The following is a 21,567-nucleotide window of genomic DNA, read 5'->3' as shown; positions in this document are numbered from 1 at the left end:
GCTGCCGGGCGGTTTTTGCACAGGCTGTGAGTTTGCCGTTAACCTTTGCGTGCCGGATTGGGGCAGCGTGCTGCATCGAAATCTTGCAACGGGAAGACCGCTATAGAAACGGGCCGTTTTGCAGGCCCGTTCGTCCAAGCGCGTATCTGTCTCAACGTAAAGATAAACGATCAGGCGATGTACTGGCCGCCATTGGCTGATATGGTCGAGCCGGTGATGAAACCGGCATCGTCGGAAGCGAGGAAGACGACGCAGCGCGCGATCTCCTCCGGCTCGCCGAGACGGCCGACCGGGATGTGCGGGATGACGCGCTCGTTGAGGACCTTCTCGTCCATTGCCTTGACCATCTCGGTGGCGATGTAGCCGGGGCAAATGACGTTGACGGTGATGCCGGCGCGCGCGCCTTCCTGGGCCAGTGCCTTGGTGAAGCCGATATCGCCGGCCTTCGAGGCCGAATAATTGACCTGGCCGACCTGGCCTTTCTGGCCGTTGATCGAGGAGATGGTGATGATGCGACCGAACTTGCGGTCGCGCATACCGCCCCACAATGGATGCGTCATGTTGAAGACGCCGGAAAGGTTGGTGTCGAGGACCTCTTTCCATTGCTCGCGCGTCATCTTGTGGAACATCGCGTCGCGAGTGATGCCTGCATTGTTGACCAGCACCGAGACGGGACCGAGATCGGCTTCGATCTGTTTGATGCCGGCGGCGCAGGCCTCGTAGTCGGCGACGGACCATTTATAGACCGGGATGCCGGTCGCGGCCTTGAACTTTGCCGCCGCTTCTTCATTGCCGGCGTAGTTTGCGGCGACCGAATAGCCGGCGCTTTTCAAGGCGACCGATATCGCCGCGCCGATGCCGCGCGACCCGCCTGTGACGATTGCAACCTTTGTCATATGTCCTCCCGGGAAATGCAGATGACTGAGCGTTGAAGCGGTGGGGTTTGCCCTCTATTCCCTACTCGCTTTGCGCCAGCATCCTAGTCGTATCGCTTATCTCATCACAATGCTTCCACGCACATGGCAACACCCATGCCGCCGCCGATGCACAGCGTGGCAAGGCCTTTCTTGGCACTTCTGCGGCGCATCTCGTAGACCAGCGTGTTGAAGATGCGGGCGCCCGAGGCGCCGACCGGATGGCCGATGGCGATGGCGCCGCCATTGACGTTGACGATGGCCGGATCCCAGCCCATGTCCTTGTTGACGGCGCAGGCCTGCGCGGCAAAGGCCTCGTTGGCTTCGACCAGATCGAGGTCGCCAACCGACCAGCCGGCCTTGGCCAGCGCCTTGCGCGAGGAGGGGATCGGTCCCGTCCCCATGATCTGCGGGTCGACACCGGCGGTCGCCCAGGAAACGATACGCACCAGCGGTGTGATGCCGCGCCTTGCGGCTTCCGCTTCGGTCATCAGCACCACGGCGGCGGCGCCGTCGTTGATGCCGGAAGCATTGGCAGCAGTCACCGTGCCTTCCTTGTCGAAGGCGGGCTTGAGCTTGGTCATGGCATCGATTGTCGCGCCGTGGCGGATGTATTCATCCTGGTCGACTACGGTGTCGCCCTTCCTGCCCTTGACTGTAAAGGCAACGATCTCGTCCTTGAATTTCCCGGCTTTCTGCGCGGCCTCGGCCTTGTTCTGGGAAGCCAGTGCGAACTGGTCCTGGTCGTCGCGGGTGATCTGGAACTGGCGGGCGACGTTCTCAGCGGTGTTGCCCATATGATAGCCATAGAAGGCATCGGTCAGGCCGTCCTTGATCATGGTGTCGATCAGCTTGAAATCGCCCATCTTGACGCCACCGCGCAGATGCTGTGCATGCGGAGCCATCGACATCGATTCCTGGCCGCCGGCAACGATGATCCTCGCGTCGCCCTGGGCGATCTGCTGCATGCCGAGCGCGATGGCGCGCAAGCCGGAGCCGCAGAGCTGGTTCAGGCCCCAGGAGGTCGCCTCCTGCGGTACGCCGGCAACCATTGCCGCCTGCCGCGCCGGGTTCTGCCCTTGAGCCGCGGTCAGGATCTGGCCGAGGATGACCTCGTCCACCTCCTTGCCGTCGACGCCGGCACGGACCAGCGCTTCCCTGACGGCGACGGCACCCAATTCATGGGCTGGGGTGTTGGCGAAGGCGCCGTTGAAGGAGCCGACGGGCGTGCGTGCTGCACTGGCGACAACGATGGCGTTGGAAGCGGACATGTTCTTCTCCAGGCTTTCGGGGAACGATTTCGGGTGCCGTCGGGGACTTTTCTTGCCCTTTCCACAACCCGAGTCAAACCCGAAATGGGCATGGCGTCCCACTGCCGCAAGCATGTCGCCCGTCGCTGCAACGGCGGCCCATCCGTGCTGCGCAGCATAAAATGTTCCCGCACTGCACAAACTGCTTGGATTCATGACGCTTTTGCGCATATCCTTTAAAAAGGCGCAATCGTTACCGGCGGCTTACTTAAGCTGCCCGGTGTCCGGGGAGGATGCAGATGGCCGCAAAAGACGAACCTATTGTTATCAAGAAATATGCCAATCGCCGTCTCTACAATACGGGCACCAGCACCTATGTGACGCTCGAGGATCTCGCTGAAATGGTCAAAAGAGGCGAGGACTTTACTGTCCAGGACGCCAAGACCGGTGACGACATCACGCATCCGGTACTGACCCAGATCATCTTCGAGCTGGAGAACAAGGACGGGCAGAACATGCTGCCGATCCCGTTCCTGCGTCAGCTCATCGCCTATTATGGCGACCAGATGCAGATGATCGTGCCGAGCTTTCTCGAGCAGTCGATGCTGGCCTTCTCGAAGGAGCAGGAGCGCTTTCGCGAGCAGATGAAAGATGCCCTCGGCAAGTCGCCGATGGACATGATGAAGATCGCTACGCCGATCAAGGTGCTGGAGGAGCAGACGCGGCGCAACATGGAAATGTTCCAGAACGCCATGCGGCTGTTCACGCCGTTCCCGTCCGCGGGCTCGGCGCCGGCAGCAGCGCCGGCCGAACCGGCCAGGAAGGAAACGCCGGAAAAACCCGACGACCTTCAGGAGCTGAAGGAGCAGATCGCCGCCATGCAGCGCAAGCTCGACACGATGTCCTGACTGCCGGCTGGCGAAGTGCAGCGTCGAACCTTCCTTCAGGTGCCGCTGAGACTTCGCAAGCAGCGCGGCTAGAGCTGCTCCGGCAGCGGTCCCTGGTAGCGGGCGCGTGGCCGGATCAGGCCGCTGCTCGTCACCTGCTCCACGGCATGCGCGGCCCAGCCGACGCTGCGGCCGAGCGCGAACAGGCGGAACGGCGCATCGGACGGCAAACGGAGGCCGCGCGTCAGCGCAGCCAAGGCGAAATCGACGTTCGGGCGCATGCCCGTTGCCGCAAAGGCCACATCGCAAAGCCGTAACAGCCCATCATCGACATCTATCGCGGCCAGCAACGGTTCCGCACGCGGATCGCCGTCGGGATAAAGCGGATGGCCAAATCCGGGCAGCGGCCTGTCGTGACCGAGCCAGCGTCCGACAGCCGCATCCGGCCCCAATCTCTGCGCATCCTCCGCCAGCATCATGACCGCCTCCGCGGCGCCGCCATGACGCGGCCCGGAGAGCGTGGCGAGGCCGGCAAGCAGGCAGGCCGAAACAGGTGCGCCGGTGGACGCGGCGACCCGTGCGGCGAAGGTCGATGCGTTCAATTCGTGATCGGCCAACAGCACGAGTGAGCGGCGGATCAAGTCTGCGCCGGCCGCATCGAGCGACCATCCCCGCGCCAGCCTTTCGTGCACGGCACCAGTTCCGGGAATCGCGCCGAGCGCCTGGGCCAAAGCGGCGATGGCGCCGGCCGCATCGTGGTTGAGCGAAGCCGATCTTCGGCCGAGCGAAGGCCGGCCGTTGGCCGCCAACGCGGCCAATTCCGCGAAGGCAGCCGGCCGGCCAGTTGCGCCGTTGCCATGGCGGCTCGCCGAGACGAACGACACTGGTGCGCCAGATGCCCAAAGCAGGTTTGCCGTCTGCTCCAGCGTGGCAGCCTCGCAGAGAGCAACCGCATCCTGGCCGCGATAGACAAGGCGGCCATGCAAAACGGTCGAGATCGTGGTGGCGATCGCCGGCTCACCCCAGGCAATTGCACTTTCGGCGATTGCCTGGGGATTTCGGCCACGAGCCCGGCGGCTCGCCAGCGCCGCGATGTCGTCGGCGCGATACTGGCTGCGGCGTGGATCCGCCCGGTCCGGCCGCACGCCGATGCGTCCGCGGCTGACATAGGCATAGAGGGTCTGGGCTCGCACCTTGAGACGCTCCAGGGCTTCGTCCCGCGTCAGCCACTCCGTCATGTCAGCCTTGTCATGTTGATTCCGTTGATCAAGATTGATGGTCCAGTCACCAACCCTTATCTACCACCCGGAAAGGGTCAAGGAGAAAACCAATGGCGAATGGGCTCGATGATGTGGTGGCGGCGGAAACGGTGCTCTCCGATGTCGACGGTCTTGGTGGCCGCCTGACCATCCGGGGCCATTCGTTGCCCGAACTGGCAGGCCGCTGGAAATACGCCGAGGTGGTTCATCTGCTGTTCGACGGCTTTTTCGACGATCTTCCCGACGGCAGGGAGCTGGCGAACGCGATCGGTCGGGCGCGCAGCGAAGTGTTCGAGCAGATCACACCCTTGCTGCCGTTTCTCGCATCCGTCGATATCTACAGCGCGATGCGCGCCGGTATTGCCCTGCTGCCGGATGGTGACAAATTGTCGGACGCGCTGCGGCTGGTTGCGGCACCTGCCGTGCTGACGCCGGCCTTGCTGCGCTTGCAGCGCGGCGAAAGCCCGATTGCGCCTGATAGCAAGGCCGATCATTCAGCCGACATGCTGCGGATGCTGACCGGCATTGTGGCCTCGCCTAAATTGGCGAAGGCGCTCGATGCCTATCTCATGACGGTTTGCGACCACGGCCTCAACGCATCGACCTTCGCCGCGCGCGTGGTCGCTTCGACGCAGGCCGGGCTTACTTCGGCGGTGCTGGCCGGGCTCGGAGCGCTCAAGGGGCCGCTGCATGGCGGCGCGCCAGGTCCGGTGATCGAGATGCTGGATGCGATCGAGGCGCATGGCGACGCCGCCGGCTGGCTGCGCGACGAGATCGCGCGCGGCCGCCGCATCATGGGCTTCGGGCATCGCATCTACCGTGTGCGCGATCCGCGTGCCGACGTGCTGAAAGCGGTGGTGCGGCAACTCGGCGCCAAGGGCGAAGCCGGCCACCGGCTGGCGTTTGCCGAAAGCGTGGAGCAAGCGGCGCTCGAAGTGCTTCGCATCGCCAAGCCGTCGCGCTCGCTCCAGACCAATGTCGAGTTCTTCACAGCACTTCTGCTGGAAGCGGCGGGCTTTCCGAAAGAGGCGTTCACCAATGTCTTTGCTGCCGGGCGCGTCGCCGGCTGGATTGCCCATGCGCGCGAGCAGCAGACGAGCGGACGGCTGATCCGGCCGCAGTCGCGCTATATCGGGCCGGTCCCAGACCTCGTCGCCTGAGGATTTTTCCCTCGCATACTTGCGAAAACCGGTCGCAACAGCCGGTGCCGGACACCTCTCTCGTCGGGACGAGAGAGGTCTACATGACAAAAATTTCATGTCATTGCTCCACACATCCGCTGTTCTTGGGTGACAGAGAGCCTATATGCTGCAGTGCAGCATGGTTCCGCGGGAGCCCGCCTCGAAAGGAATAAAGCCGCCTTGACCGCCAGAAAAACCGCCATCATCACCGGTTCCACCTCGGGCATCGGCCTGGCCATTGCTCACGCGCTCGCGGCCGAAGGCTGCAACGTCGTCGTCAATTCTTTTTCCGACACCGCCGACGATCACGCCATCGCCGACGCGATCGCGAAGCACCACCAAGTGAAGACCGTCTACGTCAAGGCCGATATGTCGAAGCCGGCCGAGTGCCGGACTTTGGTGGCGAAGGCAGCCGAGGCATTCGGCTCGGTCGACATCCTGGTCAACAATGCCGGCATCCAGCATGTCGCGCCGGTCGAAAGCTTCCCGATCGAGAAGTGGGATGCGATCATCGCCATCAACCTGTCATCGGCCTTCCACACCATCGCAGCCGCCATCCCGTTGATGAAACAGGCCGGTGGCGGCCGGATCGTCAACGTCGCCTCGGCCCACGGCCTTGTCGCCTCGCCGTTCAAGTCGGCCTATGTCTCGGCCAAGCATGGCATTATGGGCTTGACCAAGACTGTCGCCCTGGAGCTGGCGCGCGACAAGATCACCTGCAATGCCATTTGTCCGGGCTATGTGTTGACGCCGCTGGTCGAGGCGCAGATCCCCGACCAGATGAAGGCCAACAAGATGGACCGCGAGACGATGGTCCGTGAGGTCATGCTCGAAAAGCAACCGACCAAGGAGTTCGTCACCGTCGAGCAGGTTGCGGCGGCCGCGGTGTTCCTATGCTCGGATGCGGCGGCGCAGATCAACGGCGCGCACATCTCTGTCGATGGCGGCTGGACCGCTCAGTGAGGCTTCCAGCGGTCAAGGGCCACGCCATGCCGAAAAACGGCAAGTCGGAAGAGCCAAAGAAGATCAATGTCGCGCTGCAAGGCGGCGGTTCGCACGGGGCGTTTTCCTGGGGCGTGCTCGATCGGCTACTCGAGGACGGGCGCCTCGACATAACGGCGGTTTCGGGCACCAGCGCCGGCGCCATGAATGCCGTGGCGCTGGCCGACGGCTTTGTCCGCGGCGGTGTCGAGGGCGCGCGGCGGAAGCTCGACGATTTCTGGCGTGCGGTGGCGGCAAAGGGCCGCTTCAGCCCGGTACAGCGCATGCCTTGGGACGTCGCCTGGGGCAATTGGTCGATCGAGAACACGCCCGGCTATTTCCTGTTCGATACGATGTCTCGGGTATTTTCGCCCTATGTCGCCAATCCGCTCGCCATCAATCCGCTGCGCGACGTGGTCGAACGTGAGATCGATTTCGACAATGTGCGCGCCTGCAAGTCGATGGAACTGTTCATTTCCGCTACCAATGTCGAGACCGGCCAGTTGCGGGTCTTCTCGGACGGCGAGATCGACCTCGACACGGTGATGGCGTCGGCCTGCTTGCCGCAATTGTTCCGTGCCGTCGAGATCAAGGGCGTGCCCTATTGGGATGGCGGTTATGGCGGCAACCCGGCACTGTTCCCGTTCTTCAAGACGGCGGCCACCGAGGACGTGCTTTTGGTGCAGATCAATCCGGTGGTCCGCGAGGGAACGCCGAAGAGCGCCAATGAGATCCAGAACCGCATCGACGAGATCACCTTCAATGCCGGGCTGTTGCGCGAATTCCGCTCGATCGCCTTCGTCAAGGAACTGATCGCCGCCGGCCGATTGCCGCACGGCGAATATCGCGACATCCGCATGCACCGCATCGATGCCGACGAAGCGTTCAAGGATCTGTCGGCATCGTCCAAGGTCAATGCCGAATGGGCGTTCCTTGCCTATCTGCGCGACCTCGGCCGCACCGCGGCCAGTGACTGGCTGGAAGAAAATTACGACGCCGTCGGCAAGCGGCCGACGATCGATCTGTCCGGCGAGCTCGACGACGGCCTGAAGCCGGTACGCGGGCCGGCGCCGGGCCGGCGGGTCAAGGAGTTTCTTGCGGCGCGCAAGCAGCCCGAGGCCGCCCGCCGTCCGGCCTAGAAGGGTTCATCGTTTCGGAAACGCCGAACCGCTCTATCTTTTTGTTTTGACGCAATTCCGACGGAAAACCGTTTCACACTTTTCCTGGATTTGTCTGGCTCCTCCGCAAAGCAGATGACATCGCAATCTGTCCAATCATCCTGACACTTGCTGCCATACCGCTGTTTTGGCGATCAACAGCCGATGCTGCAGCCGCATCTTTGCGGACAAAGCAACAATCCATCAACTTTTCTGACTATATTGCGCCGCAACTTTGAGGTAGAAGCGCGCTTCGCCGATCACGGCAATTTGAATACGGCCTCGCGCGCACCCATATCGGCGACGCGCCCCAAGTAGAAGATGCGGCTTGGCCGAACCCCGCGCACTGGAAAAAATGACGATGCCGAAATTCAGGTTTCACAAGCTTGCAGCCATTGTTGTGCTCATCGGGTTCGCCGGCTGGATGGCGACAGGCGAATTCTCGTCCGTCGGCAGCGCGTCCGCCGACAACAAGCCCAAGGCAGGAGAGGTCGAGCAGCCCAAGGCAGCCGACGCAGGCAAGCCCCAAACTGGCAAACAGGGGGCTGCCAAGCCGGGGACTGCCGAGGCGGAACAGCCCAAGGCGCCGTTACGCACGGTCGCGGTCATAACCCCGCCGCGGCGCACCTATGCACGCGCTATCCGCATTTCCGGACTGACCGAAGCCGATAAGCGCGCCGTCCTGGCGACACGCGTCGCTGGCGTCATCGACAAGCTGCCGGTCAAGCAGGGTCAGCACGTCAAGACCGGCGACCTCATCCTGATGCTTGCCGCCGAGGAAAAGATCTCGGCGGTCGACAACGCCAAGCAGCTTGTCGTGCAACGTGAGGCCGAGCTGGCTGCGGCCCTGCGGCTGATGAAAACCGGCAATCTGCCCAAGCTGCAGCTCGATACGGCCCGTTCCAACCTGACGCTGGCCAAGTCGCAACTGGACGCCGCGCAAGCCGAGCTCGACCGCAACGAGGTGAAGGCGCCCTTCGACGGCGTCATCGACCGGGTGCCGGTGGAGCTTGGCAGTTCCGTCATGCAGGGCGGCGAGGTGGCGACCATTCTCAAGCTCGATCCGGTGATCGCCCGCGGCGAAGTCAGCGAACGCGATCTCGGCTATCTGAAGATCGGAGACGAAGCCAATGTGCGCCTGGTCAGTGGCCAGACCGTCAAGGGTACGGTGCGCTACATCAGCCGGGATGCATCTTCGGCAACCCGTACCTTTCGGGTTGAAGTCGCTATCCCCAATGCCGATGGGTCCGTACCGGCCGGCATGACGGCAGAAATTGCGCTCAGCGCCCAGCCGACCGACGCCGTGATGCTGCCGCGCTCGGTGGTGACGCTCGGCGACAAGGGCGACCTCGGCATCCGCGCCGTCGACAAGGACGACAAGGTCGTGTTCTTCCCGATCGATCTGGTCGACGACACGCCGACCGGCCTGGTGCTCGGCGGCATTGCGGCCGACGCCCGCATCATCGTCGCCGGCCAGGAACTGGTGAAGGAAGGCGAAGTGGTCAAGCCGGTCGCAGCCGACCAGGCGACCATCCAAAAGCTGTTGGGCGAAGCGACGACCGGGACGCAGTAATCATGGACATCGTCAAACTTGCAATCAGCAATGCCCGGCTGACCATTTCGGTCCTGGTCTTTCTCATCGTTGCCGGTGCGGTCGCCTACCAGTCGACGCCGAAGGAAGCGGAACCCGACGTTCCGATTCCGATGATGTATGTCAGCCTGATCTACCAGGGCATCTCGCCGGAAGACTCCGAGCGCCTCTTGCTGCGGCCGATGGAAGCCAAGCTGAAGAGCCTGAAGGGCCTGAAAGAGATGCGCTCGGCCGCCTTCCAGGGCGGCGGTTATGTGCTGGTCGAATTCCAGCCACAGACGGATCTCGCCACCGCGCTGCAGGACACGCGCAGCAAGGTGCAGGACGGCAAGGCCGACCTGCCGCAAGCGGCTGAGGAGCCCGTGGTCTCCGAGGTCAACATCTCCGAGTTCCCCGTCCTGGTCGTGACGCTGTCGGGCGAGGTGCCCGAGCGCGTGCTGACGGCGGCGGCGCGCGAGCTGCGCGACCGCATCGAGGAAGTGCCTGGCGTGCTCGAGGGCTCGCTGCAGGGTGCGCGCGACGACCTCGTCGAAGTGGTCATCGATCCGATGAAGCTGTCTTCCTACGGGCTGCAGCTCGACCAGTTGATCGGTGCGGTCGGCGCTTCCAACAGTCTTGTCGCCGCCGGCAATATCGAAGGATCCGAGGGCAAATACGCGGTCAAGGTGCCGTCGCTTATCGAGACGCCAGAGGATGTGGCGGCGCTTCCGGTCGTCGCCGGCCCCAATGCGGTGGTGCAGGCCAAGGACATTGCCACCATCCGCTCGACCTTCAAGGACGCCGAGACGGTCACCCGCCTCGACGGCAAGCCGGCGATCGCCATCGAGGTGAAGAAGCGCATCGGCTCCAACCTGATCGATACGATTGGCAAGGTCAGGGAGGTGTCCGACGCCTTCATCAAGACGATGCCGGAGGGCATGCACGTCACCTACACGCAAGACAAGTCCGTCTTCGTGAACCAGTTGCTCGGCGACCTGCAGAACCACGTGATGATCGCCGTCATCCTGGTGTTCATCGTCATTCTCTACGCGCTGTCTGGCCGTGCCTCGCTGCTGATCGGATTGGCCATCCCCTCGTCGTTCCTGATCGGCATCCTGTTGCTGGCAATGATGGGCTACACGATCAACATGATCGTGCTGTTCAGCCTCATCCTGGCGGTCGGCATGCTGGTCGACGACGCCATCATCGTCACCGAATTCGCCGAGCGACGCATGAGCGAGGGCATGCCGAAGGAGCAAGCGTTCGCGCTTGCCGCCAAGCGCATGGCCGGCCCGGTCATCGCGGCGACGATGACGCGCATTGCCGCCTTCTCGCCGCTGTTGTTCTGGCCGGGCATTATCGGCGACTTCATGAAATACATGCCGATCACGCTGATCGTGACGCTCTCGGCCTCGATGCTCTATGCGCTGGTCTTCGCGCCGACGCTGGGCGCGATATTTGCCAAGGCGCCGGCCCATCACCCCGACGACAATCGCGACGGCTGGTACATGGCCGTGGTCAAGCAGGCGGTGCATTATCCCATCACCGTGCTTGTCCTCACTGTGGCGCTGTTGTTCGGCGTCGGCTACGCCTATTCGAAATTCGGTGCCGGCGTCGAATTCTTCCCGAATGTCGAGCCTGACTACGGCCTGCTCTATGTCCACGCCCGCGGCAATCTTTCGCTTGCCGAAATGGACGCGGCCACCAAGACCGCGGAAAATCGGCTGCTCGGTTGGCCGGGCGTGAAGTCTGTCTATACCCGTGTCGGCAAGACGCAGGGCGGCGGCCAGGATGTTCCGGAAGACGTGGTTGGCGTGATCCAGTACGAATTCGTCGACTGGCGCGAGCGTAAATCGGCGAACTCAATCCTGGACGAACTGCGCGGCGTGATGGCCGGCATTCCCGGTGTCGACGTCGAGGTTCGCGTGCCGGAAGCCGGCCCGCCTACCGGCAAGCCGATCCAGATCAGGCTTTCGGCCGTCGATCCGAAGGGCCTTGACGACAAGGCCCGCGCCGTCGCCGCGCGCATAGCCAAGGTGCCCGGCGTCATCGATATTTCCGACGGCCTGGCGCCGCCCGGCGTCGACTGGGCGCTCGAGGTCGATCGCGCCAAGGCGGCGCAGTACGGCATCAGCCCGACTGCGGTCGGAACGGTGGTGCAACTGGTGACCAACGGGCTGAAGCTCAGCGAGTACCGGCCCGCTGGCGCCGATGATGCGGTCGACATCAGGCTGCGCCTGCCCGAGGATCGGCGCACGCTGTCGACGCTCGACGAACTCCGGGTGCAGACCGCGCAAGGCTCGGTGCCGATCTCGAACTTCGTCGTGCGCAAGCCGGAGCCGACGGTCGGTATCCTCAACCGCATCGACGGCGCGCGAACTGTGGTCGTCCAGGCCAACGTCGCTGCCGGCGCCCAGGTGGCAGCCGTCCAGCAGGAGGTCACCAAAGCTGTCGCCGACATGAACCTCGGCAGCGGCATTCGCTGGAAGCTTGCCGGTTCGAATGAGGACAGCGCAGAGGCTGGTGCCTTCCTCAGCAAAGCCTTCGGTGCCGCGATCTTCCTGATCTTCATCGTGCTTCTGGCGCAGTTCAACAAGTTCACCAGCGTCTGGCTGGTGCTGTCCTGCGTGGTCATGGCGACGATCGGCGTGTTCCTCGGGCTGCTGCTGACGGGAGGGGCATTCGGCATCGTCATGTCGGGCATCGGTGTCATCGCGCTGGCCGGGGTGGTGGTGAACAACAACATCGTGCTGATCGACACCTATGACCGGTTGCGCGAAGAGGGCTGGGACAAATACGAAGCCGTTCTGCAGACCTGCCGCGAACGTGCCCGTCCGGTGGTGCTGACGGCGGTGTCGGCGATCCTCGGCGTGCTGCCGATTGCTTTCGGCCTCGGCCTCGAAATCTTCCATCACGAGACGACGATCAACGCGCCGTCGACGCAATGGTGGATTTCGCTGTCTTCGGCGATCGTCTTCGGGCTGTCCTTCGCCACCGTGCTGACGCTGGTGGTGACGCCGTCGATGCTGATGGTGTTTACTCGCGCCAAGGTCAAACCCGGTGCGCGTCGTGGCTGGTTCAGTCGCCTGTTGGGGCGTCGAAAGGCCGAAATCCCGTCGAAAGGCCTGGACGCCGATCTGGGTGCCGAACCGGCGATCGCCTTCCCGAAGGCCGCCGAATAGAGTCCGGATCGCCATCCTGATCAAGCAAAGGCCACCCGGGAAACAATGGGCGGCCTTCTGCATTGTTCCGTCATTGCAACCTCAAAGCGAGGATTTTCTGATGACGATCAGCACCATTCTCATCATTATCCTTATTCTTATTCTGATCGGCGCGGTTCCGGCATGGCCGCATTCCCGGTCCTGGGGTTACGGACCATCCGGCATCGTCGGCGTCATCCTGATCGTTGTCCTGGTGCTGCTGTTAATGGGCCGGATCTGAGCGCAACCTTCCTCCCGAACAGCGGCGGATGACCATCAGGCCATCCGCCTTTTTTAAGTTCCTTGTTGGGCAGCTTTTTGCGTCGTCTTGATCGTGGCGATGCCGATATCCTCAAGCGCTTCCGACACTGCATCTTCCAGCGGCGTGTGCGGGATCGTACCGATAACGCTTTCCAGCCTGCCCGAAACCAGCCGGTGCGGCTCGAAGCGGAGATAGGACATCGAAACGATCTCGCGCCACATCGCCACGAACGGGCTGCCGGCGCGCAGCACCCACCACGGCATCGACGTCAGCTTCAGCGTGCGTCCGAGCGCCTTCTCCGCGGCCGCCTTGATGTCCAGATCGGTCGCCGCATGGCCGGGAAAGTTCAGCGCCTCGTAGAAGCCGAGCTTGTCGAGATTGTCAGCCAGCCCGACGAAGGCCTTGGCCAAGTCGGGCAAATAGGCCCATTCATGCACGAGATCGACCGGCCCGGGGGCGGTATAGACGCCCTTGGTCATCTTGGCGGCAACAACCAGATCGAACCACGATCCGCTGCCGGTGCCGCCGAAGAAATCACCAGCGCGCAGCAGGATCGTGCGCGCTCGACCTGCGTCTGCCTCGCGGCGAAACAGGTCCTCCATGGCGACGCGGATACGGCCCTTTTCCGTCGTCGGGCGAAACGGCGTGTCTTCGGCGATCACCGCCGGCATCTGCGAGCCGTAATTGTAGACGGTGCCCGGGAAGAGATGCAGCGCGCCGTTCGCCCGGCAGGCAGCCATCACATTCTCGGCCATCGGCAAGCATTTGCTCCAGTCGGTGTAGAGCGGGTTGAGGCCATTGAAAATGATATCGACGCCTTCGGTCGCGCGGATCAGCGCAGCACGGTCGAGCGCGTCGCCGGCGATCGCCGTAGCGCCTTTGAGCTCGGCCGGCACCTTGCCGCTGCGGGTGATGGCACGGACATCGTAGCCGGCATCGAGGAAGGCCTTGGCGACCGTGCGGCCGAGGCGGCCATTGGCGCCGAGAATTGCGATCGTGGTCATTGTTCGTCTCCGTGTTGCGTTACGACGCCAATATTGTCTCTTCGCAAACGAATGAAAATTGACTACGATTGGCGATATGATATCCAATTTTGAATGGATATCGACTGGAACCTGATCAAGAGTTTCGTCACCGTGGCGGAGACCGGCAGCCTGTCGGCGGCCGCACGAAAACTTGACGCGAGCCAGCCGACGCTCGGCCGCCACATCGCCGAGCTGGAACAGGCGCTCGGCGTCACGCTCTTCCGGCGCGGGCGGCGTGGCTATGCGCTCACGGAAGCAGGCAGCACGCTCTTTGAACGGGGTCGCGCGGTGAGCGAGCAGGCGAGCGCCTTTTCGCTGCTGGCGCTGGGATCGGTCGAGGCGATAGAGGGTACGGTGCGCATTGCCGCCAGCGAAGTGGTGGCGGCCTATGTGCTGCCGGAAATCACAGCGAGGCTTGGGTTCGAGGAGCCGGGCATCGAGGTCGAGATCGTCGCCTCGAACCAGGTCGAGAATCTGCTGCGTCGCGACGCCGATATCGCCATTCGCATGGTCAAGCCGGCGCAGAATGAACTGGTCGCGCGCAAGGTGACCGACATTCCGCTCCGCGCCTGCGCGGCAAAATCCTATCTGGACCGGCGTGGCCGTCCGCGCGAGGCCCGCGATCTGGCCGGCCATGATCTGGTCGGCTTCGACCGCAGCGATGAGATCATTCGCGGCTTTGCCCAGTTCGGCGTCCCGCTCGCCCGCAATGCCTTCCGCTTCAGGACCGATAATCAGATCGTGCTGTGGGAAGCGGTGCGGGCGGGAAACGGCATCGGCTTTGGCCAGGAGCCGCTCGCCGACCGTGATCCGCTGGTCGAGACAGTGCTGCCGGGTCTCCCACTGCCGACGCTGCCGGTGTGGCTGGCCATGCACCGCGACGTGCGTACCAGCGTGCGCATCCGCCGCGTCGCGGATTTCCTCTACGAAGAGTTCAAGCGCTATTCAGCCGGTGCAGGCTCGGCAGCAAATTCAGCGCGGTGAGCGAGCCCAGCCATCACCAGCACGACGACCAGCAGCCCGGACAGAGCGACGAAGATCGGGCCGAAGCTCGAGTGTTCGGCGATGAAGCCGATCGCCGACGGCGCCACCAGAATGCCTGAGTAACCCATTGTGGTGACGACGCTCATGCCGGTGCCGGACGCCATGCCCTCCTGGTTGCCGCCGGCCGAAAAGATGATCGGCACCATGTTGGCAATGCCGAGGCCGCAAAAGGCAAAGGCGGCAATGGCCAGCCAAGGCGAGGGAGCCAGCCCGGCCACCAGCATGCCGGCAGCAGCGGCAAGGGCCGAGGCGCGCAACGTCGTAACGGCACCGAAACGGTTGCGGACGCCATCGCCGAGAAAGCGCATGATGGCCATGACTCCGGAAAAGGCGGCATAGGCCAGGCCTGCGATGGCAAGATCGGCGCCGAGCTCCTGCCTGAGATACAGCGCCGCCCAGTCGAGTACCGCACCTTCGGAGATCATCGTCAGCAGCGCCATCAGCCCAACCAGATAGACCAGCGGGTTTGCCGGCAGCGCGAATTTGTGATGCTCGGCGACCGGGTGCTTGTCCTCGGCGATCAGGTAGCGGATCGCGACGGCGATGACGGCAAAGGCAAGAGCCGTCACCACTGTCGCATGGGCGAGGTGACCGTAGTTCTGGATGGCGAAACCGCCCAAAGCGCCGCCAGCGAAACCGCCAAGGCTCCAGAAGCCGTGCGAGGACGACATGATGGCACGGGACAGCCGCCGTTCGACTGCCACTGCGTTGGCATTCATGGCGACGTCCATGCCGCCGATCGAACCGCCGAAGATAAACATGGCGACGGCCGCAAGGGGCACGTTGGGGGCCAGAGCCACAACCAAAAGGCCGAAGCTGCCGGCAAGTCCGAACCAGCGCAGCACCGTGCGCGAGCCATGCTTCGAGATCAGATGGCCGCACCAAGTCATGGCGGTGACGGCGCCGGCACCGAACAACAGAATCAGCAAGCCGAGCGTGAACTTCGAAATGTCGAGTCGCGTCAGGAACACCGGGATCTGCGGCGCCCAACTGCCGGTCAAGAAGCCGTTGGCGAGGAAGATCCCGGCCACTGCCCAGCGTCCACGAATCGCGATCTGCGTGATTTTCTGCGCGTCCATCGGGTAGAATTCGGTCCGGAAATGGCGTTGCGCGGCAAATTAGATCGATTCAATTCACAGTCAAGCGCTCTTCGTCGAAAGTGCTTGGACCAGACGCTACGTCCTCTCGCGTCGGCCAACCATCTCGGCGGTCCACTCCGAAATCCTTACGGCTCGGGATAAGGCGCGCCATCCTTGTGCACAAACCGGCCGTCAGCGTTGGTGCTCATCATGTCGATGTCGGAGCAGGTGGCGACGTCCTCGGGCCAGCGCGAACCGACTTCGAGATAGATCGCCATCGCGCCCGATTTATTGATCATGTGATGGCCGTTGCCTGATCCTTTCGGAAAGGCCGCGCAATCACCGGCGCGCAGCACCGTCTCGCCGGCATCTTCGACGAGCGTCAGCTCGCCTTCAAGCACGTAGACGAATTCGTCTTCGTGCGAATGCCAGTGGCGCTGGCTCGACCAGTTGCCCGGCGGCAGGCGCATGAGATTGATGCCGAAGTCGGTGAGCCCGCCTGCGTTGCCTAGCCGCTGCCGCACGCGTTCGGCACAGGGTGCATCGAACGGCGGTGGATAGGATGAGCCCTTGCGTCCGGGCACGTCGGCAACGTCAATCTTAGGCACGGCAGTCCTCCCATTTGGCGGCAAACCATTCGTGAAGGTCGTTCAGCGCGATGGATTGTGACCCTAGTGATCCCTGGGGCGTCTTGCCTCGAACTCGGCCTTCTTGGCGTCGGAGGCTTCGACCTGGTTCAGTGCCTGCCACTCGGCATAGGGCATGCCGTAGATGATCTCGCGCGACTGTTCCTTGCTGAGTTCGACACCTTCGGCTTGCGCCGCATCGCGGTACCAGTTGGACAGGCAGTTGCGGCAGAAGCCGGCGAGGTTCATCAGGTCGATGTTCTGTACGTCGGAACGCTCGCGCAGATGCGCGACCAGCCGGCGGAAGGCAGCGGCTTCGAAATCACGCTTTTGTTCGTCGCTGAGTTCGGTCATGTCATGTTGGCCTCCCTTGGGCCTCATCATACCGGCCCGGTGCGCGAGCCGAATATTTTCACCGCATGTATATCGGCACGTCGATCTATCGCGTCAACGATCGGCGCCAGCCGTTCGGCCCAGGCGAGAGCACCCTTGCGGTCGGCGATCAGGTCCTGGCGGATCTCGAGAAGCGCATGGGCAAAGCCGTTGACGATAGCGTGCCGGAACATGGTATCGCCACGCAGAGCGCCGTCATAGGGTTCGTTATCGCCGACGACGAGGCTCTTGTCCTCGGCGAGCATGTCGATCAGCGGCCGCGCCACGCGATCGTCGAGGTCCCATAGTATGCCGACGTGCCACGGCCGCACGAAGCCCTGCATGGTCGGCGTGAAGGAATGCACCGAAAAGATGAAGGGTGCCTGCGTGGACGCTTTTGCCACAGAGGCGATCATGGCGCCGACGGCATCATGATAGGGGCGGTAAAAGCGGTCCAGCCGCCTTTCGCGCTCCTCCAGCGCGATGGGGTAATTTCCCGGGATGACGGTTCCGTCATAGAGCTGGCGAATCAGCGTTGGATCGTCCTCGCCGCGATTGGGGTCGATCAGCAGTCGCGAAAAATTGGCAAGCACGGCCGGAACGCCGAGCAGACTTGCGAGTTCGCGGGTTACAGTCTCGACGCCGATGTCGTAGGCGATATGGCGGTCGAACTCCGCCGCCGGCAGGCCGAGACTGCCATATTCCTCCGGCAGGTCGCGGCGGGCGTGATCGGCCAGAAGCACCATGCCGCGCTTGCGATCGCCTTCGACGATATCGAAAGGCGCGAAAACTGTGGATCGGGTCATTGGCGGGAAAGGTCTGTTCGCGGGCTTTCGGGGAGGTGGTATCGTCATTCCACGAAGAGAACGCTTGCGCAATGCCGTTGTTTGGCCACGGTTTCTGCCAAAAAACTGAGCAGGGGCGACCGCAAGCGCGCCAGAGCCTTCTAAATCGATTGGAATTGGACAGATCGGCGCGTTGACATGCGTACGGACTTTTCCGAAAAGGGGCGTTGAGAGATGCAAATGTGGTTCTTGAGGGGTTTCAGGATGGGTTTCGCCGGCAGGCTGCGTGTGCGCCACGCCTTGGCCATGCCGCTCCTGGTACCGGCCATGGGTCTTTTCGCGGTGATTTCGGCCTCGCCGGCACGGGCCGATTTCCGGGTCTGCAACGCCACGCAGAACCTGGTCGGTGTCGGCATCGGCTATCGCGCCAAAGCCGGCTGGATCACCGAAGGCTGGTGGCACATCGAAGGATCGAGCTGCAAGACGCTGATCGAGGGACCGTTGTCATCAAGGTTTTACTATCTTTATGCAGAAGACGCCGAGCGCGGCGGACGCTGGGATGGCCCGATCAACATGTGCGTGGCCGAAAAAGAGTTCAAGATCGCCGGCGTTACCGATTGCGTCGCCCGGGGCTTTCAGCGCGCCGGATTCCAGGAATATGACACGGGCGAGCAGGCAAGCTGGATGGTCCAGCTGACTGACGAGCCCGCAACGGATGGCGCTCCAGCCGCCCCGGGAACAAACAGTCAATGAGACGCAGCCGCAAGGTCAAGATCCTCGCCACCATCGGTCCGGCCTCCTCGTCCGAGGAGATGCTGAAGAAGCTGTTCGAAGCCGGCGCCGACGTGTTCCGCATCAATATGAGCCACACCGACCATGAATTGATGCGTACGCTTGTCGGCCGCATTCGTGCCGTCGAGGAGGCGGTCGGCCGGCCGATCGGCGTTCTCGCCGACCTGCAAGGGCCAAAGCTGCGCGTCGGCAAGTTCGCCAACGGCAAAGAGGTGCTGACCGTCGGTCAGACCTTCACGCTCGACGACAATCCCGAGCCCGGCAATTCGACGAGGGTCTACCTGCCGCATCCCGAAATCCTGCGTTCGGTCGAGGCTGGTCATCGCCTGCTGATCGACGACGGCAAGCTCGAGCTCAAGGCGGTCAGCAGCAACGGCAAGGCGATCGTCTGCACCGTCGTCGCCGGCACCACCATTTCCGACAAGAAGGGCGTCAGCCTGCCCGACACCGACCTGCCGGTCGGCGCGCTGACGGAAAAGGACCGCCGGGATCTCGACGCGGTTCTGGCGACCGGCGTCGACTGGGTGGCGCTGTCCTTCGTGCAGCGGCCCGAGGACCTGGCCGAAGCGCGCAAGATCGCACGCGGCCGGGCGCTGATCATGGCCAAGATCGAAAAGCCGCAGGCCGTCGCCCGGCTGGCCGAGATCATCGAGCTTTCGGATGCGCTGATGGTCGCCCGCGGCGATCTCGGCGTCGAGATGCCTCTCGAAGCCGTGCCTGGCATTCAGAAGCAGATCACCCGCGCCGCGCGCCGTGCCGGCAAGCCGGTGGTGGTCGCCACGCAGATGCTGGAATCGATGATCACCGCGCCGGTGCCGACGCGGGCCGAGGTGTCGGACGTGTCGATCGCCGTGTTTGAAGGCGCCGACGCGATCATGCTTTCGGCGGAGTCCGCCGCCGGCGCCTATCCGGTCGAGGCGGTGGCGATGATGAACCGGATCGCCACCAAGGTCGAAACCGACCCGACCTATGCCGGAATTATCAACGCGCAGCGCTCGGAACCGGAAGCGACCGGAGCCGACGCGATCTCGCTCGCCGCCCGCGAAATAGCCGAGACGCTGAAGCTGTCGGCGATCATCACCTATACCGCGTCCGGCACGACCGGCTTGCGCGCCGCGCGCGAGCGGCCGCAAGTGCCGATCGTGGCGCTGTCGCCGATCCTCAACACGGCGCGGCGGCTGTCGCTGTTGTGGGGCACGCATTGCGTCGTTTCCCCCGACGCCAGCGACCTCGACGACATGGTCGACCGCGCCTGCCGCATCGCCTTCGATGAAGGTTTCGGCAAGCCGGGCGACCGCGTCATCATCACGGCCGGCGTGCCGCTGAGGACGCCGGGCTCGACCAACATGCTGCGCATCGCCTATGTCGGATCGGAAGTCGGCCGCTAATGTCGGCCGCGGCTGCCGGATAGGCCGGCTGCATGGCGCGTGGTAAACACGGCGCCAGCCGGGCGCATCGACGGCAGTTGGGTTAGGATAGACGCCGAACTCCGCCAGCTTGCATCAGCCTGTGACCGGTTCGGGAGTAGGGGAGTAGGGCGTTCCACAGTGCAATCTGCACCTCTCACATACTACCTTACTCCCCTATTCCCTTACTCCCCTATTCCCCTACTCCCTTACTGGTCTCAAATGCCTTCGCCGGCAAGCTCCTCGGAAAGTGCGGCGACCTGGTCCTGGGCGCTGCGCATCATTGGGTAGATGCCGAGCACGCGCTGCCAGGCCTCAAGTGCCGACTGCTTGTGGCCGGTTTCGGCCATGATCTGAGCCAGGCCCGAAAGCGCGCCGAAATGGCGTGGTTCGAGCTGCAGGGTGCGGTCGATATCCGCCATCGACTTCCCGTAGTTCTTCATCATGAAATGAACAGTGGCGCGCCGGTTCCAGCCTTCCGCATAGGTCGGCTGCAAAGTCACCACCTGATCGAGGAAATCGAGTGCAACATCGAATTTCTGGTTTTCGATCGCCTTCTGCGACCATTGCATCATCAGGTCGATAGAGGCGCTGCCCGACTGGGACCACTCGCTGCCGATCCGTCCGGCGATGCGCTCGGCCGCCTTTTCATTGCGTTCGCGCTTGAGATCGGCAAACAGCTGATCGAGCCGCGCCTGTTTCGTCTTGACGACCGGAGGTGCTGTCGGCGGTGTTGTGGTCGGATCTTCAGCCCACGCCGGCAGCGAGACAGCGCCGGAAACGAGGAAAGCCGTGAAAAATGCAAAAAGAATCCGCATCGCGGGAATCTAGCCCCCGACGCCGGATCGTCAAACTGAATTTAGCGTGAGAGTCGTATCATGCGGACGGAGGCGCGCAGCCTCCGTCGAAAACTCAACCCTGGCGCGCCTTGTAGCGCGGCGCGGTCTTGTTGATGATGTAGATGCGGCCCTTGCGACGAACCAGCTGGTTGTCGCGGTGACGCGCCTTCAACGCCTTGAGCGAATTCTTGATCTTCATGGTCTTGCCCGTCGGTCTGGGCCCGGTCACGGGCCGAATTATTAAGGCGCGCCCACAGACGCGCCTTTGAACTGTGCGTGGCTCATAGACGAGGAGCGTTGCCCGTGTCAACCGCAAGCGCGTTGCCTAAACGATACGGACCGTTTCGTATCATCAAATATCCGCCACTGGCGTCTTGCGGCGTTGCGCAGGCTTGAGACGGCTGGAATGATGCGGTTGCGAATTGGAGATCGTCATGCGCCGAATTCTTGTGTCCGCCTGTCTTGTCGTCCTCGCGGCAGGTTCTGTTGCCTATGCGCAAGAATGCGACCGCAACGACGACAGCCAGCAGATGATGAACATCTGCGCCGACGCGGACTACAAATCCGCCGACGCCAAGCTCAACAAGGCCTACCAGGATCTCATCGGCGGAAGTGACGCAAAAGCCAGGAAGCTGTTGCAGACGGCGCAGCGCGCCTGGATCGCTTTTCGCGACGCGGAATGCAGCTATTCCGCCGCGGACAGCGAAGGCGGCTCGATCTATCCGATGCTGATATCGGAATGCCTGACGCGGCTGACCGACGATCGCACCAAGCAGCTCACCGCCGATTCGACCTGCGCGGAAGGCGATGTGAGCTGCGCCAGCCCCGACGAGGACGAGAGCGGCGAAATCCAGTAAGCGTAGGTTCTAACTTTGTGTTTGAGCATGATCTTTTCCGAAAACCGGATTCCACTTTTCGCTAGCGCGGACCTTCGGTTC

The 21,567-nt window shown here is 63.0% G+C and carries 21 protein-coding genes; 11 read left to right on the top strand and 10 right to left on the bottom strand.

The window, feature by feature from the left end; all coding sequences use genetic code 11:
• Positions 1 to 170: 170 nt before the first annotated feature.
• Both phbB and NKJ91_RS06370 read right to left on the bottom strand, forming a co-directional pair.
• Positions 171 to 896: an acetoacetyl-CoA reductase gene (gene phbB, locus NKJ91_RS06375; protein ID WP_023678447.1), complete on the bottom strand. Its 726-nt coding sequence runs from the start codon at positions 894 to 896 to the stop codon at positions 171 to 173.
• 104 nt (positions 897 to 1,000) lie between these two features.
• Entirely contained in the window at positions 1,001 to 2,185 is a 1,185-nt protein-coding gene (locus tag NKJ91_RS06370; protein ID WP_352454872.1) for an acetyl-CoA C-acetyltransferase, read from the bottom strand.
• Positions 2,186 to 2,463: 278 nt separating this feature from the next.
• Here NKJ91_RS06370 and phaR point away from each other — a divergent pair, with 278 nt between their 5' ends.
• A complete protein-coding gene (gene phaR, locus NKJ91_RS06365) occupies positions 2,464 to 3,072 on the top strand; it encodes a polyhydroxyalkanoate synthesis repressor PhaR (RefSeq protein WP_352454871.1) in 609 nt (202 codons plus the stop codon).
• A gap of 68 nt (positions 3,073 to 3,140) precedes the next feature.
• Here the strand turns inward: phaR and NKJ91_RS06360 are convergent, their stop codons facing one another.
• Positions 3,141 to 4,289 (bottom strand): citrate/2-methylcitrate synthase, encoded by a 1,149-nt coding sequence (locus tag NKJ91_RS06360; protein WP_352454870.1) that lies wholly within the window; start codon positions 4,287 to 4,289, stop codon positions 3,141 to 3,143.
• Between the two features lie 92 nt (positions 4,290 to 4,381).
• Here NKJ91_RS06360 and NKJ91_RS06355 point away from each other — a divergent pair, with 92 nt between their 5' ends.
• From NKJ91_RS06355 to NKJ91_RS06330, 6 genes are all read left to right on the top strand, one after another.
• Complete coding sequence (locus tag NKJ91_RS06355) at positions 4,382 to 5,470, top strand: citrate synthase/methylcitrate synthase (RefSeq protein WP_352454869.1); 1,089 nt, start codon at positions 4,382 to 4,384, stop codon at positions 5,468 to 5,470.
• 201 nt (positions 5,471 to 5,671) lie between these two features.
• Positions 5,672 to 6,454 (top strand): 3-hydroxybutyrate dehydrogenase, encoded by a 783-nt coding sequence (locus tag NKJ91_RS06350; RefSeq protein ID WP_352454868.1) that lies wholly within the window; start codon positions 5,672 to 5,674, stop codon positions 6,452 to 6,454.
• Between the two features lie 26 nt (positions 6,455 to 6,480).
• On the top strand, positions 6,481 to 7,611 hold the full coding sequence (locus NKJ91_RS06345; protein ID WP_352455029.1) for a patatin-like phospholipase family protein: 1,131 nt from the start codon (positions 6,481 to 6,483) through the stop codon (positions 7,609 to 7,611).
• A gap of 379 nt (positions 7,612 to 7,990) precedes the next feature.
• Positions 7,991 to 9,202: an efflux RND transporter periplasmic adaptor subunit gene (locus NKJ91_RS06340; RefSeq protein ID WP_352455028.1), complete on the top strand. Its 1,212-nt coding sequence runs from the start codon at positions 7,991 to 7,993 to the stop codon at positions 9,200 to 9,202.
• Between the two features lie 2 nt (positions 9,203 to 9,204).
• Positions 9,205 to 12,381, top strand: a complete 3,177-nt coding sequence (locus NKJ91_RS06335) for an efflux RND transporter permease subunit (protein WP_352454867.1) — start codon at positions 9,205 to 9,207, stop codon at positions 12,379 to 12,381.
• 100 nt (positions 12,382 to 12,481) lie between these two features.
• On the top strand, positions 12,482 to 12,640 hold the full coding sequence (locus NKJ91_RS06330) for a DUF3309 family protein (RefSeq protein WP_023678456.1): 159 nt from the start codon (positions 12,482 to 12,484) through the stop codon (positions 12,638 to 12,640).
• 53 nt (positions 12,641 to 12,693) lie between these two features.
• Here the strand turns inward: NKJ91_RS06330 and NKJ91_RS06325 are convergent, their stop codons facing one another.
• The gene (locus NKJ91_RS06325) at positions 12,694 to 13,665 is read right to left on the bottom strand and encodes an SDR family oxidoreductase (protein ID WP_352454866.1); all 972 of its coding nucleotides are present in this window, start codon (positions 13,663 to 13,665) and stop codon (positions 12,694 to 12,696) included.
• 93 nt (positions 13,666 to 13,758) lie between these two features.
• On the opposite strand from NKJ91_RS06325, the gene NKJ91_RS06320 reads away from it, so the two are divergent.
• On the top strand, positions 13,759 to 14,670 hold the full coding sequence (locus tag NKJ91_RS06320; RefSeq protein WP_352454865.1) for a LysR family transcriptional regulator: 912 nt from the start codon (positions 13,759 to 13,761) through the stop codon (positions 14,668 to 14,670).
• Here the strand turns inward: NKJ91_RS06320 and NKJ91_RS06315 are convergent.
• From NKJ91_RS06315 to NKJ91_RS06300, 4 genes are all read right to left on the bottom strand, one after another.
• On the bottom strand, positions 14,628 to 15,809 hold the full coding sequence (locus tag NKJ91_RS06315) for an MFS transporter (protein WP_352454864.1): 1,182 nt from the start codon (positions 15,807 to 15,809) through the stop codon (positions 14,628 to 14,630). The two genes, NKJ91_RS06320 and NKJ91_RS06315, sit on opposite strands and share 43 nt — an antisense overlap.
• Positions 15,810 to 15,955: 146 nt before the next feature.
• Positions 15,956 to 16,417 (bottom strand): cupin domain-containing protein, encoded by a 462-nt coding sequence (locus tag NKJ91_RS06310; protein ID WP_352454863.1) that lies wholly within the window; start codon positions 16,415 to 16,417, stop codon positions 15,956 to 15,958.
• 63 nt (positions 16,418 to 16,480) lie between these two features.
• The gene (locus NKJ91_RS06305) at positions 16,481 to 16,789 is read right to left on the bottom strand and encodes a DUF1244 domain-containing protein (protein ID WP_292663476.1); all 309 of its coding nucleotides are present in this window, start codon (positions 16,787 to 16,789) and stop codon (positions 16,481 to 16,483) included.
• Between the two features lie 26 nt (positions 16,790 to 16,815).
• Positions 16,816 to 17,613 (bottom strand): N-formylglutamate amidohydrolase, encoded by a 798-nt coding sequence (locus tag NKJ91_RS06300; RefSeq protein WP_352454862.1) that lies wholly within the window; start codon positions 17,611 to 17,613, stop codon positions 16,816 to 16,818.
• Between the two features lie 285 nt (positions 17,614 to 17,898).
• Between NKJ91_RS06300 and NKJ91_RS06295 the strand changes: the two genes are divergently transcribed.
• Together NKJ91_RS06295 and pyk are read left to right on the top strand one after the other, a co-directional pair.
• The gene (locus NKJ91_RS06295; protein ID WP_502894514.1) at positions 17,899 to 18,345 is read left to right on the top strand and encodes a DUF1036 domain-containing protein; all 447 of its coding nucleotides are present in this window, start codon (positions 17,899 to 17,901) and stop codon (positions 18,343 to 18,345) included.
• The gene (gene pyk / locus NKJ91_RS06290; RefSeq protein ID WP_352454861.1) at positions 18,342 to 19,772 is read left to right on the top strand and encodes a pyruvate kinase; all 1,431 of its coding nucleotides are present in this window, start codon (positions 18,342 to 18,344) and stop codon (positions 19,770 to 19,772) included. Before NKJ91_RS06295 ends, pyk begins: the two co-directional genes overlap by 4 nt.
• 236 nt (positions 19,773 to 20,008) lie before the next feature.
• Here the strand turns inward: pyk and NKJ91_RS06285 are convergent, their stop codons facing one another.
• Positions 20,009 to 20,608: a tetratricopeptide repeat protein gene (locus tag NKJ91_RS06285; RefSeq protein ID WP_352454860.1), complete on the bottom strand. Its 600-nt coding sequence runs from the start codon at positions 20,606 to 20,608 to the stop codon at positions 20,009 to 20,011.
• A 94-nt stretch (positions 20,609 to 20,702) separates the two neighbouring features.
• On the bottom strand, positions 20,703 to 20,828 hold the full coding sequence (gene ykgO / locus NKJ91_RS06280; protein ID WP_006203764.1) for a type B 50S ribosomal protein L36: 126 nt from the start codon (positions 20,826 to 20,828) through the stop codon (positions 20,703 to 20,705).
• Positions 20,829 to 21,063: 235 nt separating this feature from the next.
• On the opposite strand from ykgO, the gene NKJ91_RS06275 reads away from it, so the two are divergent.
• Entirely contained in the window at positions 21,064 to 21,486 is a 423-nt protein-coding gene (locus tag NKJ91_RS06275; RefSeq protein WP_352454859.1) for a lysozyme inhibitor LprI family protein, read from the top strand.
• The last annotated feature ends 81 nt before the right edge of the window (positions 21,487 to 21,567 follow it).

This window comes from Mesorhizobium sp. M0040 (assembly GCF_040323505.1).
In the GTDB taxonomy this organism is placed as follows: domain Bacteria; phylum Pseudomonadota; class Alphaproteobacteria; order Rhizobiales; family Rhizobiaceae; genus Mesorhizobium.
This window is presented reverse-complemented; position numbering and strand designations above follow the sequence as displayed.